Genomic DNA, 14,943 nt, shown 5'->3' with positions numbered 1-14,943 from the left:
CCTAGCCGGCTCCTCATCACATCACCCGCACTCTACGAGAAAGCATGAGAACTCAAGATATGAACAACGACGGCGCCTCCCCGGCATCCGGTGTCGGACCTGAAATTGGTACGCCGAGCCGGGCCTGGCGCGTACGGGCTGATGCCTGGGAATTCCTCGGTTATGCCATGAAACAGCTTGCTTCGGCGGCACCGCCGCTCGGGAACCAAAGCGGGCTGAAAAGCCAGGTCCGCCGGGCCCTTGGGCTGCTCGGCTCCATCGAGAAGTTCTGGGCATTGCCCGGGACGGAGACCATGGGGCGCTTGCGCGGCTGCATCGATGCCGAAGCATACGGCGAAGCGCTGAAGCTGGTGGAAGCAGTCAAGCAGGTCCGCTGCCGCACCCGGCCGGGACCGGAACAGCCCAGGCAGGGGCAGGAACACCACGCCCACGCCGAAATTGCGGCACAGGAAACCTCCGTCGTATCGGATGAGCGGCCACGCTTTGAGGTGCTGGTGGTGGATGACATCACCGAGCGGGACGCGGAGACGCTGAAGAAGGACATGCTGGAGCAGCGCAGGCCGGCGGACGCCTTCAGCTATGAAGTCAACGTGGTGCCTTCCTTTGAGGACGCCTTGGTGGCAGTGCTCATTAACCCGGACATCCAGGCCTGCGTTCTCCGGCCCGGGCTTGGGATCAGGGCTGAGGGGCCGCTGGGATCTGACCTGAAAACCTTCCTTGGCCGGCACGTCGACGACGGGCTGGAGGGGTTGCGTCCGATCGACCGGATCCTTCGGCTCGCCGAGAGCATCGCCGAACTGCGGCCGGAGCTGGATATCTACCTGGTGGCCGGCGTCGGCATCGAAGGCCTCGCTGGATCACTGACGCGCCCGTTCGCGAGGATCTTCCGGCGCGAGGACCGCCTGGACCTTCACCTTTCCCTGCTGGCCGGAGTCACCGAGCGCTTTGACACGCCCTTTTTCACCGCCCTGCAGGAGTACAGCCAGCGTCCGGCCAGCGTGTTCCACGCGCTCCCCATCTCCCGTGGCGGCTCCGTCGGCAGCTCGCCCTGGACCAAGGACATGGTGGACTTTTACGGGCTGAACCTGCTGCTGGCCGAAACCTCGGCCACCTCCGGCGGCCTCGATTCGCTGCTGGACCCTCACGGTTCCATCAAGGAAGCCCAGACACTTGCTGCCAGGGCGTTTGGGGCGGAGAAGACGTTCTTCGTCACCAACGGGACGTCCACGGCGAACAAGATCGTCCACCAGTCCGTCGTGGCACCCGGCGATGTGGTCCTGGTGGACCGCAACTGCCACAAATCCCACCACTACGCCCTCATGCTCTCCGGCGCCCAGGTGGCCTACCTCGACGCGTACCCCCTGCACCAGCACTCCTTTTACGGGGCAGTGCCGCTGGCCAGCATCAAGAAGATGCTCCTTGATTACCGGCGGGCGGGGCGCCTGGACGACGTCAAGATGATCACCCTGACCAACTGCACATTCGACGGTATCGTCTACGACCCCGAACGGGTCATGGAGGAGTGCTTGGCCATCAAGCCGGACCTGGTGTTTCTGTGGGATGAAGCATGGTTCGCCTTCGCCGGGTTCCACCCGGTCTACCGGCGCCGTACGGCAATGGCGGCCGCGAGGAAGCTTGAGGCCCGGTTCCGGGACCCCGACTTTGTGCTGCGGCACGCCGAGCAGACCCAAGCACTCAAGGATCCGGAAACCGGTGAATTCGCCGACGACGAGGTGTGGCTCCGGACGCGGCTCATCCCGGATCCGGCGCGCGCCCGCCTGCGCGTCTATGCCACCCAGTCGACGCACAAAACCCTCACGTCCTTGCGCCAGGGGTCCATGGTCCATGTTTTCGACCAGGACTTCGAGCATCTCAACGAAGAGGCATTCCGTGAGGCGTACATGACCCACACCTCGACCTCGCCGAACTACCAGATCCTGGCCTCGCTGGACATCGGGCGGCGCCAGGTGGAGCTGGAAGGGTTCGCGCTGGTGCAGAAACAGGCGGACCTCGCGGTCAGTATTGCCCAGGCCGTGGCGCGGAACCCCTTGCTGAAAAAGTATTTCCGCGTCCTCGGCTCCCGGGAGCTCATCCCGGCCGAGTACAGGGAAACTGACTGCTCCATGCCGCTCAGCCAGGGCCTGTCGGTGCTTGACGAGGCGTGGCGGAGGGATGAATTTGTGGTCGATCCCAGCCGGCTGACGCTGGACATCGGGCTGACGGGAGTCGACGGCGACACGTTCAAACACGATCACCTGATGGACAAATACGGGATCCAGGTCAACAAAACCTCACGCAACAGCGTGCTTTTCATGACCAACATCGGGACGTCCCGCAGCGCCGTGGCCTATCTGGTGGAGGTGCTGGTCAAGCTCGCCGAATCCTTTGACGCGGAACAGAGAACACTCGGGCCGCGGGGACGGCGTGCCCGCGATGCCCGGGTGCGCGCACTGAGCAGCGCCCCGCCGGCGCTGCCGGACTTCAGCAGGTTCGCCCGCCGCTTCCGAAACGACGACTTGACGTCGGACGGCAACCTTCGGGCCGCCTACTTCGAGACCTACAAGCCGGGGGCAACCGAATATGTTGGTCCGGATGAGCTGGCGCGCAAGGTCACCGCCGGTACGGAAGTGGTGTCCGCCGGCTTCGTAACGCCGTACCCGCCGGGTTTCCCCATTCTGGTGCCGGGCCAGGTAATTACGGCCAACACGCTGGCTTTCATGGCCGCCCTCGATACCCGGGAGGTCCATGGCTACGACGCCGATCTGGGGTACAGGGTGTTCAGCGACAGGCCGTCTCCCGCCACGGACGCGGAGCAGGAGGCCAGGCTGGTGACCAGGCCCGTTTGAGCCGCAGTCCTGGCCCACCGGTGCGGGCCAGGACTGCCCGTCAACGCTGGAGAGGGCTGCCCGCTAACGCTCGAAAGACGGCCACAAGGACAAGCTGCAGCCGCCTCAAATGCGAAGTACCCCCAAGGCGTTGAACTCGCCGGGGACATCTCGGCCACACTGAAGACCGAACCCCAGATGGTTGCCGCCTGCCCGCGGAGGTCCTCCGCCAGGAATCCCTCGGTGCCGGCGTGCTCGCGGTCGGTAACCGTGGACCCGGCGGCTTCCTCGGAAAACTGGTTGGCTCTGTTTCCCTTGACCTCGGGTGCCTGCCCCTGCCCCTGGTCGTCGTGCGGGCGCAGCGCGCGGACGGGGAAACCGGTCCTTGCCTGCGTCGACGGGCACCTGCCCAGCCAAATGCAGCTCACGAACACTTTGTGCCTGCTGCAAGGGAAAGCAAGTTCGACCTATGGATCGCGCTGTTGGCTGGTGGTACTTTGACCCTCGTACGTCGCTCAGCAGGAACGATCCAGGAGGAGGGCCATCCCATGACTGACACGAATTCCGCACGGACGAATTTGGACGTCGTAGACATCCTTACGATGGACCACCGGGAGATGATTGGACTGATCGAGCAGATCGAGAGCACGCCCGATGTCAGCCAGCGCAGGGACCTGACCGATACCCTGATCGCGGAAGTAATGCGTCATGCTGTCGCCGAGGAGATGTACGTCTACCCTGTGATTAAAGATCACGTGCCCAACGGCAACGACGACGTTGAACACGACAAGAAGGAGCATCACGAGATCGTCAAGCTGATGAAGCAGCTGGAAAATGTTGAGCCTTCCGACCAAGGCTTCATGGAACTCGTACGTCAGCTCCAGGGACAACTGAGCCATCACGCTAACGACGAGGAGTCCGATCAGTTCCCGAAGCTCCGAATTCACATCCCCGGCGAAAAACTCGTCGACATGGGCGAAAAAGTCGAAAAGGCGAAAAAACTGGCGCCGACAAGGCCGCACCCCAGCGCGCCGCATTCCGAGCTGTTCCATAAGACCGTGGGGCCTGGCGTCGGTATGGTCGACCGACTCCGTGACAAACTCACCGGCCGCAACACAGGCTCCAACGACGACTGAGCTTTTGTTTCGCGACGAGCCAGCCGAATCGCGAGTGCTGCCTGCAGCTCTCGCAGTCGACCAGGTCCAGCAACTCGAAGTCCGCTCCGCCACGGGTAATAGCCCGGCTCAGCACCCAGTCCGCCACCTGCTTTCTCCTGCGCCCCGGCCTTGTGCTGCCGACCACCACGGCGATCCTCACCCCGCAGATCACACCAATGCCATCGGCTTCCCGTCAACGGTACTGGGGCAGGTGGCGAGGCGCTTGTTGTTCCTGTTCGCCCGTTCTGGCTCACAGCGTCTATGCCGGCGCTGCTTTTCTTCCTGAGGGTTGGCGGAGCTTGTGATGCGCGGCCCGCCGGGCCTGCAGGGTTGGCTGTTGGATGATCTGGATGCGGTCGCCTCGGGCCTTCACTGTGGCGCCGCCGCGGTGGTCACGGCGGATGACCAAGTCGAAGGTGGCTCTCCCGAGCCGGACGCCTTCAAGGGTGAGGTCGGGTAGCCAGGGCGGCAGGTGTGGGTCGACAAGGATGGCCCGCAAGGGCACGATCGGCCGCAACATCAGCAAGGCCTGGACGAGGGCGACGATTGCACTGGCTGACCAGGCTTGCGGGGAGCAGGCGTTTGGATAGACGCCGGGGTATGGATGCGCCTCGTCCCGGGGTAATCCGGAGATCACCTCGGGCAGTCGGTGCCCTTCGAACAATGCGGCCGTGGCGAAGGTGGCTTCGGCAAGGACGTGAAGTTGCTCCCAGCACCCGTAGCGGGCCAGCCCGAGGGCCAATGTGCCGGCCTCGACGGGCCAAACGCTGCCACGGTGGTAGCTGAACGGATCGTATGCGGGGTGATCTGCAGAGAGCGTGCGCATACCCCAGCCGCTGAACATGTCCGGCGCCAGCAATCGCCGCGCGACCGTGGGCGCATGGCGGCTGGGGACGATGCCCGTGGCCAGCAGTTGGCCATCGTTTGAGTTCACCGATTTCACCTGTTGCTTGTCGGGTCCGAGCGCCAAGGCGTAGCAGCCATGTTCAGGCATCCAGTACTTTTCGTGGAACCGGTGCCGCAGCCGGGCGGCGCGGGCGACCAGATCGACGGCATAGGCGCGGTCACCGACGGCGCCGAAGGCCAGGGCGCTGTACCGGAGAGCGGCGTAGTGATAGCCCTGCAGTTCGCTGGCGGCCAATGGAGTCGGGATGGAGTGTCCAGCATCATCGACGATGGCGGTATCGGAGTCTTTCCAGCCTTGGTTCTTGACTCCGCGCTTGGACCGCGTCTGGTACTCGATGAATCCGTCGCTGTCGAGGTCTGCATACCGGTCCAGCCATTTAAGACACTGGCGCGCGACCGGCAAAAGCTTCCGGACGGTATCCACGTCACCGGTCCAGGCAAGGTACTGGCCAAGGAAGATCAGGAAGTCCGGGGTGGTGGACATGTCGCCGTAGTAGCCGCTGAAGGGATCAATGCCAAGCTTGGACAATGGTCCGTGCCGCGCTTGGTGCAGCATTTTCCCCGGTTCCTCGTCGCGCCAGTCATCAATGCTTCGGCCGATGTGTGCGGCATTGAGCAGCAACGCGTCGCGCAGCATCGTGGGTCCCGCCAGCAAGGCCTGCCAGCTCGCAGTAAGGGAATCACGGCCGAAGATCTGCTGGTAAACGGGCAGGCCTGCTATGGGAGCGGCGGGGCCGGGTGGCTCGCCCAGGGGCAGGCAGGCCAGGTCCCCAACGGCCGTCTGCCAAGCAGCGGCAACATCTGTGTTGCTGGACTTCAGCGTGGCCAATTCGTCCCGGAGCAGGGTCCGGGCCCGGGCCGCCGGATCATCCGGTTCGGCATACGTGGCCGCTGGCGCCCTCAACAGCCTGCCCTCGAAAAGCGGTTGCGTAACCAAGTCGAAGAAGGCCGTTCCGTCAGGAGCGACCGGGAGCCCGAGGGTTAGGACAGCATCCTCGTGTGAGACTCCATCCTCGTATGACACATCGAGCGATGTCTCGACTGTGGTCTCAACGGCCAGGTCCAGGTCCGGGTGACCATATTCAAGCTTCAACGTCTTTCCCTCGGCGTCCCAGGCCCGGGTCACCTCCCCGCGCTGCTGTCGTTTCCCCTGCTCGGCTTCGTCGGTATCGGCGAAATCTGCGCCGACTTCGATCCGCAGTTGGAAGCGGTGCTCAACGTCGGAGTAACTCTGTACGCGTATCCGGGTGCGCAGGCCCTCGCCGACAAATCGCTCCACCATCAAATAGGCGCCCCGGCGGGGCAGGGTTTCACCGTCGACGAGTTTGGCGTAGGACAGTTGCGCGTGGGCGCCCACTTTGGCTGTGCTGAAGGGTCTCGGCTCCTGACCGTTCACGGTGATGCGTTGACGGTTGAGCACACGGGTGTTGCGGGCGTAAAAGCCTTGCGGGTCGACGCCGGCGATCCGGCCATGGACGTCGGTAATCAGAACGTTCCATCCGCTGGAGACATAGTGCAGGTCTGGCCGAACCCGCAGATCCCGCACCCGCCTCATCGATGACGACCGGCTCGACGAAGCACAATAGCCGCCCCGGCAACACCAGCCATGACAGCGGCGCGAACACTGGCCGGGTGTGGAGCGACCAGCCTGGTGTACACGCTCGTGGACTTCGATCGCTCGCCGAAATCGCCCGTCGTACTACCAGGGCCTGTGCTTGAGCTGAAGAGGTTGTCGGTGCCTTCATCAGGATGGCTGGTGCGCTGCCCGCCGACGGCGTCACCGGGGCCGCTAAGGTACCAGTCCGTCAGGCGCGGGCTGATGCGCTGGCCGATGGTGAGCATCCGGCCGGCAAAACCGGCATAAACCTCACGAACCGGACGCTGTGCCGCCATCACGACCGCCTCGGCAACCACCGACGGCTCGTAGATCCGCCCCACCGGCTTGGGCTTCACCCCGATCTTGGAACGAGCATGCGTGAACAAAGGGGTATTGATTGAAGACGGAAGCACGTCCACCACACGAATGCGCGATCCGTCGGCCCGCAGCTCCAGCCGGAGGGCTTCCCCGAAGCCGACTATGCCATGCTTGGCAGCGCAGTAGGCAGCCTGCAAGGGGATCGCACGTTCGGCCAGCGCGGAGGAAACATTGATGATCGTGCCGCCGGACTCCCGAAGGTAGGGCAGAGCGGCCTTGACACCGTAAATTTGCCCCATCAAATTGACCTCAACAACACGGTGGATTTCTTCGGCCTCCATTTGCTCCACAGTGCCGTACGTGGACACGGCGGCATTGTTCACCCATATATCAATGCGACCGAAACGCTCCACGGCCTGCCTCGCCAGCGCGGCCATTTGGGCAAAGTCGCTGACATCGGTGACGACGGGCAGCGCCTCACCGCCAATCCGGTGTATCTCGGCGGCAAGTGTCTCCAAAGCCTCGCGATTGCGGGCGGCTGCCACGACATGCCCGCCCCGGCGCCCGAACTCCAAGGCGGTTTCACGGCCAATACCGGACGACGCACCGGTGATAACTATCACCTGGGCAGAATCATTCACGACCGAACTAGGTAACCCGATGAAAGGGTAGAGACCTGGAACGTCGGCGGGCCTCACCCTGGACGAGCCACCTAATGCCTCGCGCCTGGACGAATCGCTGATGCCTGGGGTTGTCATGCTATTCCTTTTTCGGCAGGAGTTCCTGGGCCTTGGTCTTGACGCTCTCTTTGATGATGCCCCAGGTGCTGTCGTCGCCCTTGGCCAGGGCTTTGGCGGTGTTGAGTGCCTGCTCAAGCGTGGTGTGTGGAGGGATGGGTGGGATGTCGGGATTAGTGTGCACGTCCAGAACTGTGGGCCGATCCGCGGTGAGCGCTTTGTCCCACGCCGGCCCGACTCCATCGGGCGTGGTTACGGTAATGCATTCCAGACCGAGGCTTGAGGCGAAGGCTGCGTAGTCGACGTCGGGAAGTGACTGGGATTCCCGGAAGGCGGGGGCGGCGCCCATCGCCCGCAGTTCCCAGGTGACATGGTTCAGGTCGTTGTTGTGCAGCACGGCGACTATGAGCCGGGGATCGGCCCATTCCTGCCAGTACCGCTGGACGGTGATCAGCTCGGTCAGGCCGTTCATTTGCATCGCCCCGTCGCCGGCGAAGGCGATGACGGGGCGGTCCGGATGGCCGAATTTCGCGCCGATCGCGTACGGTACAGCGCATCCCATCGTGGCCAGGGTTCCGGATAGCGAGCCTCTGGTGTTGCTGCGGAACGCCAGCTGGCGGGCGTACCAGTTGGCGGAGGATCCGGAGTCCGCGGTGATGATTGCGTTATCTGGCAGCCGGTCGGAGAGTTCGGAGAAGAGCCGCATCGGATTCACCGGGGCGGCCTCGACCAGGGCTTCCGAGCGCATGGTGTCCCACCAGTGATGGATTTTCTTTTCCAGGTCCTCGCGCCAGGAACGGTCTTCCTTCCGGTGCAGGAGCGGGATCAGGGCTTTCAGTGTCGCTGCCGCATCGCCGACGATGTTGAATTCGTACGGGTAGCGCAGGCCGATCATCGTGGGGTCGATATCGATTTGGACGCCGCGGGCCTGCCCTTGCTCCGGCATGAACTGCAGGTAGGGGAAGCTTGAGCCGATGGTCAGGAGGGTGTCGCAGTCGCGCATCATCTCGTAACTGGGCCGGGTGCCCAGCAGGCCGATGGAGCCGGTGACGTAGGGCAGGTCGTCGGGCAGAGAGTCCTTGCCGAGCAGTGCCTTGGCCACGCCTGCCCCCAACAGGTCCGCCACCTGCTCCACTTCCGCTGCTGCGCCGCGGGCACCATGCCCGATCAGGATGGCGACTTTCCTTCCTTCATTGAGCAGTTCAGCGGCCCCCTGGATTGCTTCTTCGTCCGGGAGGACCTCCGGAGGCCGGATGTCCAGGCTGGAGGGAACCATCTTCAGCGCGTGCTCGGGCGGTGTGTACTCAAGTTCCTGAACGTCGGCCGGGATGATAATCGCAGTTGGAGCCTGTCTGGAGAGGGCGACACGGATGGCCCGATCGACCACGTTGGGCAATTGTTCCGGGACGGTGACCATCTGGACGTAGTCGGAGGCGACGTCCTTGAAGAGGGTGAGCAGGTCCACTTCCTGCTGGTACGAGCCGCCCATTGCGCTCCGTGCCGTCTGGCCCACGATCGCCACGACGGGGACATGGTCGAGCTTGGCGTCGTACAGGCCGTTGAGCAGGTGGATGGCCCCCGGCCCGGAGGTGGCGATGCAGACGCCGACTTTCCCGGTGAACTTCGCGTAGCCAACCGCTTCCAGGGCAGACATTTCCTCGTGCCGGGCCTGAATGAATTTCGGCTGGTTTTCGGCCTTGCCAAAGGCTGCCACTATTGCATTGATCCCATCGCCCGGGTACGCGAAGACTTTGTCCACTCCCCATTGACGAAGACGGCCGAGCAGATAGTCCCCAACTGTTGATGATGCCACTGTCAATTCCTTTCGGACATCCCTGGACTGTCTCAGGTGGGTGGCCCCTAGTCCATCAAGGGGAGGTCTTTGGTTGTCGGGCCCTGGAGGACTTCCCCGGCGGGGGAGTAGCGTGAACCGTGCAGGGGGCAGTCCCAGGACTTTTCGGCGTCGTTCCAGCTCAGGAGTCCCCCCAAATGGGTGCATACGGCCGAGACCCGGCAGGTCACGCCGTCGACGGTGGAAACGGCAATGGGTTTGCGGCCCTTGCGGACGACAGTGCCTTCGCCTTCCGCCGGCACCGTTCCGGGGTCGGGCTTGGCCAGTTCCGCCTTCGCCCAGCTCTCGGAAAGTGTTTTGGCGACGTCGGCGTTCAGTGCCACCGCTGCAGCGGCCCCTGCCGGTGAGGTGACCCGTTTGTGGATGGTGTCCGCCCAGGGAAGCTGTCCGTTCAGGATGTCGGAGCTGATAGCGAGGGAGGCTGCGATGCTGTTGGTCATGCCCCACTTGTTGTAGCCGGTGGCGAAGAAGATCCTGCCCGCGCCACGGGGCATCTTTCCAAAGAAGGGCATCAGGTTGACGGCCCGGTAGTCTTCACCCGACCAGGTGTGGGTGACCTCGGACCCTGGGAAGTGATGAACTGCCCAGTCCAGCAGTTCGTCCAGCCGGCGCTTGGGGGAAGGTTCCTTGCCCACTTGGTGTCCGTTGCCCCCGACCACTAACAATTCCTCATTGGCGGCGGGGTAGGTGCGAAGGGACCGGCCCGGGGACTCGGCGGAGAGATACATTCCCTTGAAGAGTTGGGTCGGCTCGGGAACGCGCAGCGCCGCGGCGTAGGACTGGGATGCCTTCAGCTTGGCGAAATACAGGCCGCGGTCCAGGATCGGGATGCCGGTGGCCAGCACCACCCGGTCTGCCCGGACATGCCCGGAGCTGGTGAACACGGTGGCTCGGTTCTCCGTGCTGACGTTCTTGACTCGCACGCCGTCGACGAACACCCCGCCGTGGGCCCGGAAGTCCGAAAGGAGTGCCTCCAGGACGTCCATCGGGTTGAACTGGGCCTGATCGCCTAAACGGATCGCAGTGCGGGTGCTGAACGGCAGTTCCGTTCCGGCTGTCTCGGTGACGTCCAGACCGGCTGCTTTCGCCACTGACAGTTCGGACTTCACCTGGTCCGCTCCACCGTCTGTCATGGCGAAGGTGTAGGCGTCGCGTTTTTGGAAGGGCACGGCGTTATCGGTCATGAACCCCAGAAGCCAGGCCTGTCCTTCCCGGTTGGCCTGCACGTACGCGTTGACGGTCTTCTGGGAGTACTGTCTGCGCAAGGACGACAGGACCGTTCCTTGGAGCAGCGTCAGTTTCGCTGTGGTGTTGCCTGTGGTTCCGGCCCCCGCGGTCCTGGCCTCAATCACAGCTACGCGCTGTCCCGATCTGGCCAGTAGAACAGCCGTCGCCAGCCCGGTGATGCCGGCTCCGGCGACGACAGTGTCAAAATCCTCGTCGGGGGTAAATGGATCGACGGTGAGGGTCCGGCGTCGATCCAGCCAGACTGAGGTCACTAGTCTTCCTTTCCTGTCCGTTTCGTGGCGTTTTGGGGCCGGTCGGCTGAAGGATCGGTTTCCCCTAGCCGGCCCGGCGTGATCCGCGTTTGAGGAAGATGCCGGTGGTGAATTTGGCGGGTGCGTCGAGGCTGGCGCCGTCGTCGACGCCTACTCCCAGCCGGCTCACGAGCTCCCCGCCCAGCCAGCCGGTGCCGCTGGCGATGATGACGGCCAGCAGTTCCAGCACGAAAGCCAAGGTGGTGGGTGTGTAGTCCTGGATACCTCCGCGGAGGAGCCAGCTGACGGCGAATAGCACGATCATGACGACATTGCCGATCCCGTGGACGCGCCCGACGCGTTTGGCACGGGTGCCGTTGGGCACGGCAAGGTAGTCGATGAACCCGAAAACTGCGGCCACCAGGCCCATGATGACGCCGGCGGCGATCATCAGGTATGCGGCCGAGGTGAAATGTCCGTTGCCGGCCAGCAGCCCGATCACATCGAACACGACCGCCGCGGTGAGCAGCCCCAGCGGGAAAACAACCAGTTGTTGGTGGATGGCGTGCCCTGCGGCTTTTGCTCTGCTCTCCATGTCTGCCTCCCATAAGGTTAGCCGGGGGAGGCGAAGACACGCTTGCCTCCAACTGCAACACTAGCCCCGGTTGCCGTTAGACGCTAGGTCCGTACTGACCGTCGGGGCTGGCCGAGGGGTGGCTCTGGTTTTCAGGGAACAGCCTGACACAGCAAAAGCCTGACCGCTGTTCCGGCGCCGCCCGGTGCGAGCCGGGCAGGACTTCGGTAACTCCTTGCAGGAGGGCCAGGTTCATGGAGCATGTCGTGTGCCGATCTTCGTCAGCCAACTCATGGAAGGGGCAGTTGACCAGGTCAATGGACCCATCAGGCGCCTGGTTTGGCTCGTATCCCAGTACCGACAGCAGCTGCGCCAGGTCATGGTCCCGCGAGTGTTCCGCCAGGCTGCGCCCGCACCGCCGCGCCTCCTGCAGGACCCGCTCCGGGCTCACCCCGGATGACCCGGCTGACGTGGTGACGGAACGCAGCAGAATCATCGCGGCAATGTCATGACGGCGCGGCGGCACGCTGATATCAAAGCCATGCGAACTGGCGGAGTACCACTTGGGGGGCCTTCCGGACCCCGGTCCGCCTTTGCGCCCCTCCGGCCTGGCGTAATGGGCGCTGAGCAGGCCTTCGTCGACAAGCTTGTCCAGATGAAAAGCTGCGAGCCGGACACCTATGCCAAGCTCCTGTGCCACATCCGCCCGGGACACCGGCCGGCGCGCTTGGCGGACCGCTTCATAGGCCCGCCGCCTGGTCGGTTCACCAAGGGCACCGAGGACCCAGGTGAGGGCTCGCGGACCCCGGTGCACCCTGCTCATTCCGCCGCTCCAAGCTCCTTCAGCTGTATCAGGAGCCAGTATGGATCTTTCTATCGGCAGTGTCTATCGTCGAAATACAGGCGTAGGAGTCCTGATGCCGCCGCGCTCATTGACGAGTGGCCAGAAGCCCAGAAGAAAGTGGCCGAGCCATCGCGGAGTTCGACGGGAGCTTCGCCCTCCATGACCATCTGCCGGAAGGTGCCGGCGGAGGTCTTCTTCCCCAGTCGCTGTGTGGGCCCTGCCGCCAGGGACGGCAAAACCATCAAGTGGGCGCAGAGTGACATGACGCATGGCTGACAGGACTCCTAGCTGCAGCCAGGCCCGAACAGAACACCGATACCGAAGCCCCCGCCAGCGGAGATGACTTTGACGGCCGTGATTTCTATCTGACGGTCGCAGAGGCGTCCGCGCTGGCAACGGAAACCCTCGGCACACAACTCACAGTTGCGGCCTTCCGCCGGATGGCCACCTGCGGGGAAGCACCGGCTCCCGTGGTCCATGCCGGGGAAACCGCCAAATGGTCCCAGCTCACCCTGGACGAATGGCTCGAGAGCCAACGCGCTGCTTCATCCCGCGAGGAGCCGCAGATACCAGAGCCGGAGCTGTTCTACCCGGATCTCGCCAGCTTTGTTCAAGACCAGCTTGCCCCAACATCCAGCCGAAACATGAACGGCACCTCCACCACCTGGTGCCCGACCTGGTGGAGGCACGCCGAAGCCATCAGCCGCCTGGAAGCTCTGTGGCGTGCCTGGGAGTTCCTGCGCCTGGACCCCTCCACCGGAATGAGCGTCTGGTGGCGTGACCACGCAGACCACCACATGGGCGTACTTCTATCAGCCGATGGCCATTTCACAGGACGCTCATCCAAAGACGGCCACAAAGACAGACTGCAACCGCTCAAACCCCTAACACTGGGCCGCTTCAGGAAGTCCCAAGCTTTTTACAACGTGTTCAGTCGAGCATGTTCCGATGGGGAAGTGCATGCACGTTGTCAGAAACAGCAGCAGCAGGCGCTTCGGTTTCTCGTATCCAGCCGGGAAGGTTGGTCGGGACTGGCATAGGCAAGCAACTCCGATGAGTGGTGAGGCCAGTGACCGTCCTTATGCAGTCGACATTCAACGGGGGCAATGATGCTGGGCTATCCATTTTTTCACCGGGGCGGGCGTGGTCGAGGTCGCAGGACTTCCTGGCTTGGCATAAGGCGGGGAGGTGGTCCCTCGGCTGGGCTTCGTCTTCGACCGTCGCGGAATCTGCGGCTCCATGCACTGCTGACAGTGCTGCTGATTGCGCTGGGTAGTGTTCTGGTGGTGCCGGTTGCGGCGTCGGCTGCCTCGGGTGATGTTGGGGTTGAGGGGCCGTCGCATTCGGGGACGGGGACGCCGACGGGTACGAAGCGGGCGGAGAGTGCGTTGTGGTTCAACGACGGGCTCTGGTGGGGGAACCTGTGGGACACTGCCAGCTCGGATTTCCATATCTTCCGGTTCAATGCCGCGACGAGCTCGTGGGTCGATACGGGTGTGGCGACGGACACGCGGGCGAACACTCATCATGACGTGTTGTGGGACGGGACGACGTTGTATGTGGCGAGCCATCTGTTCGTCAACGACGGTCTGCCGGCTGAGCCGAACTTCCCGACGACGATGCGGCGTTACAGCTACGACTCGAGTGCGGAGACGTACTCGCTGGAGAGTTCTACCACCATCAACAACCACCGCGTTGAGGCCCTGACCATCGATAAGGATTCCACTGGTCGGGTGTGGGCCACGTGGCAGCAGGGGAACCGGATCTATCTGAACGTCACGGCCACGGATGGCAAGACGTGGGGGACGCCGTTCCCGCATCCTGCGTCGTTGAGCAACGTCTCTGTCGACGACACCTCGGCTGTGATCGCGTTCGGACCCGGCAAGATGGGTGTGATGTGGAGCCGGCAGGTCGGTGATGCCACCGACGGCATGTACTGGAGCTACCACGTCGATGGTGCGCCGAACACCGCCTGGACGACTCCGGTGGCGGCGGTGAAGGGGCAGCGCAGCGGTGATGACCATATGAACCTGAAGTGGCTGGATTCCTCGGCTGGCCAGGTTTTCGCCGCTGTTAAGACGTCGTTCACGTCCGCGTCCCAGCCGCTGATCCAGCTGTTGGAATTGACTGGAACGACCTGGTCGGCGCACACGATCGCGACTGTGGCGGAGTGCCCGAACCGGGTGATCGTCTTGATTGATGAGAGCACGCGGAGGCTGCGTACCTTCGCTACCTATCCGAAGCCCAGTGGCACGACGAACGGAGGCGTCTGCACCACCTCGGGGGGTGCGATCTACGAGAAGTCCACACCGCTGGACGACATCAGCTTCACCACCTCTAAGACGGCCCGCATCGTGGACGCGGACCAGTATGTCCACAACGTAACGTCCACGAAGCAGAACCTCAACAGTGAGACGCGGGGCACGGCCAACAGCGGTGTGCTGGTGCTTGCCGATGTGAACGCCACAAGCCGATACTGGCACTTTTACGACGGCGACGGCGACGGCGGCGGCGACGGCGACGGCGGCGGCGGTGGTGATACGTCGGCTCCGACAGTGACGCGTGCGTCTCCGTCAGCTGGTGCGACTGGTGTGGCGGTGACGGCCAATGTGACGGGGTCGTTCTCGGAGGCAATGGATGCGTCGACGCTCACGT

General features: G+C 63.6%; 11 protein-coding genes. 4 read left to right on the top strand and 7 right to left on the bottom strand.

Going from position 1 to position 14,943, the window contains the following annotated elements; translation table 11 throughout:
• Positions 1–44: 44 nt before the first annotated feature.
• Together J7E80_RS13065 and J7E80_RS13060 are read left to right on the top strand one after the other, a co-directional pair.
• Positions 45–2,846 carry an aminotransferase class I/II-fold pyridoxal phosphate-dependent enzyme gene (locus J7E80_RS13065; RefSeq protein ID WP_251036837.1) on the top strand — a complete coding sequence of 934 codons (2,802 nt, stop codon included), beginning with the start codon at positions 45–47 and terminating at the stop codon, positions 2,844–2,846.
• A gap of 527 nt (positions 2,847–3,373) precedes the next feature.
• Entirely contained in the window at positions 3,374–3,961 is a 588-nt protein-coding gene (locus J7E80_RS13060; RefSeq protein WP_215052202.1) for a hemerythrin domain-containing protein, read from the top strand.
• Here the strand turns inward: J7E80_RS13060 and J7E80_RS13055 are convergent.
• The 7 genes from J7E80_RS13055 to J7E80_RS13025 form a co-directional block, all read right to left on the bottom strand.
• Positions 3,927–4,127: a hypothetical protein gene (locus J7E80_RS13055; protein ID WP_311380835.1), complete on the bottom strand. Its 201-nt coding sequence runs from the start codon at positions 4,125–4,127 to the stop codon at positions 3,927–3,929. The two genes, J7E80_RS13060 and J7E80_RS13055, sit on opposite strands and share 35 nt — an antisense overlap.
• Before the next feature lie 114 nt (positions 4,128–4,241).
• Positions 4,242–6,434, bottom strand: a complete 2,193-nt coding sequence (locus J7E80_RS13050; RefSeq protein WP_215052198.1) for a glycogen debranching N-terminal domain-containing protein — start codon at positions 6,432–6,434, stop codon at positions 4,242–4,244.
• Between the two features lie 5 nt (positions 6,435–6,439).
• Positions 6,440–7,561, bottom strand: coding sequence for an SDR family oxidoreductase (locus J7E80_RS13045; RefSeq protein ID WP_251036836.1), 1,122 nt, complete (start codon positions 7,559–7,561; stop codon positions 6,440–6,442).
• Between the two features lies 1 nt (position 7,562).
• A complete protein-coding gene (locus J7E80_RS13040) occupies positions 7,563–9,353 on the bottom strand; it encodes a thiamine pyrophosphate-requiring protein (RefSeq protein ID WP_215052195.1) in 1,791 nt (596 codons plus the stop codon).
• A gap of 47 nt (positions 9,354–9,400) precedes the next feature.
• A complete protein-coding gene (locus tag J7E80_RS13035; protein WP_215052193.1) occupies positions 9,401–10,891 on the bottom strand; it encodes an FAD-dependent oxidoreductase in 1,491 nt (496 codons plus the stop codon).
• Positions 10,892–10,955: 64 nt separating this feature from the next.
• Positions 10,956–11,465, bottom strand: a complete 510-nt coding sequence (locus J7E80_RS13030) for a DUF2231 domain-containing protein (protein WP_215052191.1) — start codon at positions 11,463–11,465, stop codon at positions 10,956–10,958.
• 76 nt (positions 11,466–11,541) lie between these two features.
• The gene (locus J7E80_RS13025) at positions 11,542–12,267 is read right to left on the bottom strand and encodes a metalloregulator ArsR/SmtB family transcription factor (RefSeq protein ID WP_215052189.1); all 726 of its coding nucleotides are present in this window, start codon (positions 12,265–12,267) and stop codon (positions 11,542–11,544) included.
• A gap of 491 nt (positions 12,268–12,758) precedes the next feature.
• Between J7E80_RS13025 and J7E80_RS13020 the strand changes: the two genes are divergently transcribed.
• Both J7E80_RS13020 and J7E80_RS13015 read left to right on the top strand, forming a co-directional pair.
• A complete protein-coding gene (locus tag J7E80_RS13020) occupies positions 12,759–13,328 on the top strand; it encodes a DUF4913 domain-containing protein (RefSeq protein ID WP_311380826.1) in 570 nt (189 codons plus the stop codon).
• A 213-nt stretch (positions 13,329–13,541) separates the two neighbouring features.
• On the top strand, positions 13,542–14,943 hold a 1,402-nt coding region (locus J7E80_RS13015), incomplete at its 3' end, for an Ig-like domain-containing protein (RefSeq protein ID WP_311380825.1).

It is taken from the genome of Arthrobacter sp. ISL-28 (genome assembly GCF_018613875.1).
In the GTDB taxonomy this organism is placed as follows: domain Bacteria; phylum Actinomycetota; class Actinomycetes; order Actinomycetales; family Micrococcaceae; genus Arthrobacter.
Note: the sequence above shows the minus strand (reverse complement) of the source record. Positions and strands in the feature narration are given on the sequence as shown.

Excerpts from the sequence above, each read along its gene's own strand:
- J7E80_RS13065 (WP_251036837.1), top strand. The coding sequence starts at position 45 with ATGAGAACTCAAGATATGAACAACGACGGCGCCTCCCCGGCATCCGGT.
- J7E80_RS13060 (WP_215052202.1), top strand. The coding sequence starts at position 3,374 with ATGACTGACACGAATTCCGCACGGACGAATTTGGACGTCGTAGACATC.
- J7E80_RS13045 (WP_251036836.1), bottom strand. The coding sequence starts at position 7,561 with ATGACAACCCCAGGCATCAGCGATTCGTCCAGGCGCGAGGCATTAGGT.
- J7E80_RS13030 (WP_215052191.1), bottom strand. The coding sequence starts at position 11,465 with ATGGAGAGCAGAGCAAAAGCCGCAGGGCACGCCATCCACCAACAACTG.
- J7E80_RS13025 (WP_215052189.1), bottom strand. The coding sequence starts at position 12,267 with ATGAGCAGGGTGCACCGGGGTCCGCGAGCCCTCACCTGGGTCCTCGGT.